Source organism: Roseateles sp. P5_E11 (genome assembly GCF_054049355.1).
Genome location: NZ_JBFUMO010000796.1, coordinates 1 through 2,107 on the forward strand (window position 1 = coordinate 1; position 2,107 = coordinate 2,107).

Sequence of the window (2,107 nt, forward strand, 5' to 3'; positions counted from 1 at the left end):
GGCGGGCAGCATAGGAAGGCGCAACCATGACTCCAGCAAGCGTGCCAAAGCAGTTGCCTGCTCGGGTGTCGGAAAACCGCCGGCCGGTGCAGCAACCGAAGGACGCCTTGGCCAGCATCGTCGGCCCCAGCGCCTCGCTCAGCGCATTGCGCATGCGGCTCCCGATGCTGGCGCGGTCCCAATGCAGCGTGCTGGTCACCGGCGAAACGGGCACGGGCAAGGACTGCGTGGCCCGCGCCCTGCACGAACTCGGCGAGCGCCGCAGCGGGCCCATGGTCAGCATCAATTGCGCGGCGCTGCCGGACACGCTGCTCGACAGCGAACTCTTCGGCTATGAGCGCGGCGCCTTCACCGGCGCCCATGCGGCTTATCCCGGCAAGATTTCGCTGGCCAGCGGCGGCACGCTGTTCCTCGACGAGATCGGCGACATGCCGCTGCATGCCCAGGCCAAGCTGCTGCGCGTGCTCGAGACGCGCGAGGTGTTCCCCATCGGCGCGCTGCGCAGCCGCCATGTGGACGTGCGCATCGTCGCGGCGACGCATTGCGCGCTGGAACAGGCCGTGCGCAGGGGCTCATTCCGGGCGGACCTGTTCTACCGGCTCAACGTGGCCCGCATCGAGTTGCTGCCACTGAGGCAGCGCCCCGAAGATGTGGCGCCCTTGTTCGAGCACTTCGCGGGTCAACTGSATGACGGCGGCAGCGCAGGCCCGGTGCGCGTGACGGCTTCGGCCATGGTGCTGATGCAGCAGCACGGCTGGCCGGGCAATGCCCGCGAACTGCGCAACCTGGTCGAGGCCGCCGGGCTGGTGTTCGACGGCCGGCCGCTGGAGCCCGATGAACTGCCACTGTCCGGCGCGACGTCGTTGGTCAACGATGAATCGAGCCGCGTGATCGAAGCCCTCGAGCGTTGCGAATGGAACCGCACCCGGGCCGCCGAGATGTTGCACTGGTCCCGCATGACCCTGTATCGCAAGATGAAGCAGTTCCACATCGCGCTGGAGCCGGTCCGCAATGCACGTGCGCCGTAACACGCCGCTGTGACACCGCAAGTGCTTGATCCGCTGGGGTTTTCGTAGCGCAATGTCACATCGCTCATGTGACATCGTTCACGGCCGAACACGCAACTCATTGATTCATAAGGGGCTGCAGCCACCGCCGAGCATGGCACGCCACTTGCGCAATACAGCGCATGAAGTCGCCAACCGACGTTCGACGTGACTGGGCCGCCGAGGGTTGCCCGGTCGCCGCCTCATCGGTCGGCTATCACTACGCCAACCAGTTCGAGGTCGGCTTCAGTCGCAGCGAAGTGCTGCTGCGCATGGCCCAGGCCTACGAGGGCGAGGCGCTGACGCATGGGATGCCCACCCGCGTGGTGATGACGCCGTCCTATGCCATGGCCCTGCTGCAGTTGCTGTCAGAAGCGATGCAGCGCTACGAGGCGGAGTACGGCCCGGTGGTCCCGGTCGGCAACGGCATCGTCGCGCAGGACTCCACGTTCTGACATGGCCAACGAATCCGCCCTCCTCTCCCTGGCCGAGTCGCTGGCCCGAAGGCTGGACAACGCCTGGACGCCCGAACTGCGCGCGCGGCATGGCGACATGAGCTTCCAGGCCATCGGCAGCGGTGGCCTGCTGGCGGACCTCAACGTGCAGGGCGCGGTGCTGTCGGTCTGGCCCTATCGCGTCACTGTCAACGAGCAGATGCGCAATCTGAGTGCGAGCGATGCACGCCGCACACCGGGCCTGTCCAACCGGCCGCTGTCGCTGGATGTGCACCTGCTGCTGTCCATCTGGTCGGCCAACACCGCGCTGGAGCTGGCCGCGTTTGCCTGGGTGCTGCGCGAGCTGCATCGCGAACCCATCCTTGATGCGTCGACGCTGTCCAGCAACGGCGGCTGGTCGGCCGAGGAGGTCGTGCAGCTGATCCCTGCCGAGATCACGGTGGAGGACATGATGCGCATCTGGGACGCCATCACGCCCGGCTACCGACTGAGCGCGCCCTATGTGGCCCGCATCGTGCAGCTCGACGTCGAGGCGCCGGACGCCCTGCCCGTCGTGGCGCGGCGCTTCGACTATGGAGGCGTGCCGGCATGAGCGTGGTTTTCCAC

Annotated in this window: 3 protein-coding genes; all 3 read left to right on the forward strand. The window is 67.1% G+C overall.

Annotation, left to right across the window (positions count from 1 at the left end):
- Positions 1-26: 26 nt before the first annotated feature.
- The 3 genes from ACXJKR_RS30710 to ACXJKR_RS30720 all read left to right on the forward strand — a co-directional run bounded on the left by ACXJKR_RS30710 (position 27) and on the right by ACXJKR_RS30720 (position 2,093).
- Positions 27-1,028 carry a sigma-54 interaction domain-containing protein gene (locus tag ACXJKR_RS30710; RefSeq protein WP_457326068.1) on the forward strand — a complete coding sequence of 334 codons (1,002 nt, stop codon included), beginning with the start codon at positions 27-29 and terminating at the stop codon, positions 1,026-1,028.
- A gap of 161 nt (positions 1,029-1,189) precedes the next feature.
- Positions 1,190-1,501, forward strand: coding sequence for a DUF3467 domain-containing protein (locus tag ACXJKR_RS30715; RefSeq protein WP_457326069.1), 312 nt, complete (start codon positions 1,190-1,192; stop codon positions 1,499-1,501).
- Between the two features lies 1 nt (position 1,502).
- Entirely contained in the window at positions 1,503-2,093 is a 591-nt protein-coding gene (locus tag ACXJKR_RS30720; protein WP_457326070.1) for a DUF4255 domain-containing protein, read from the forward strand.
- Positions 2,094-2,107: the final 14 nt, after the last annotated feature.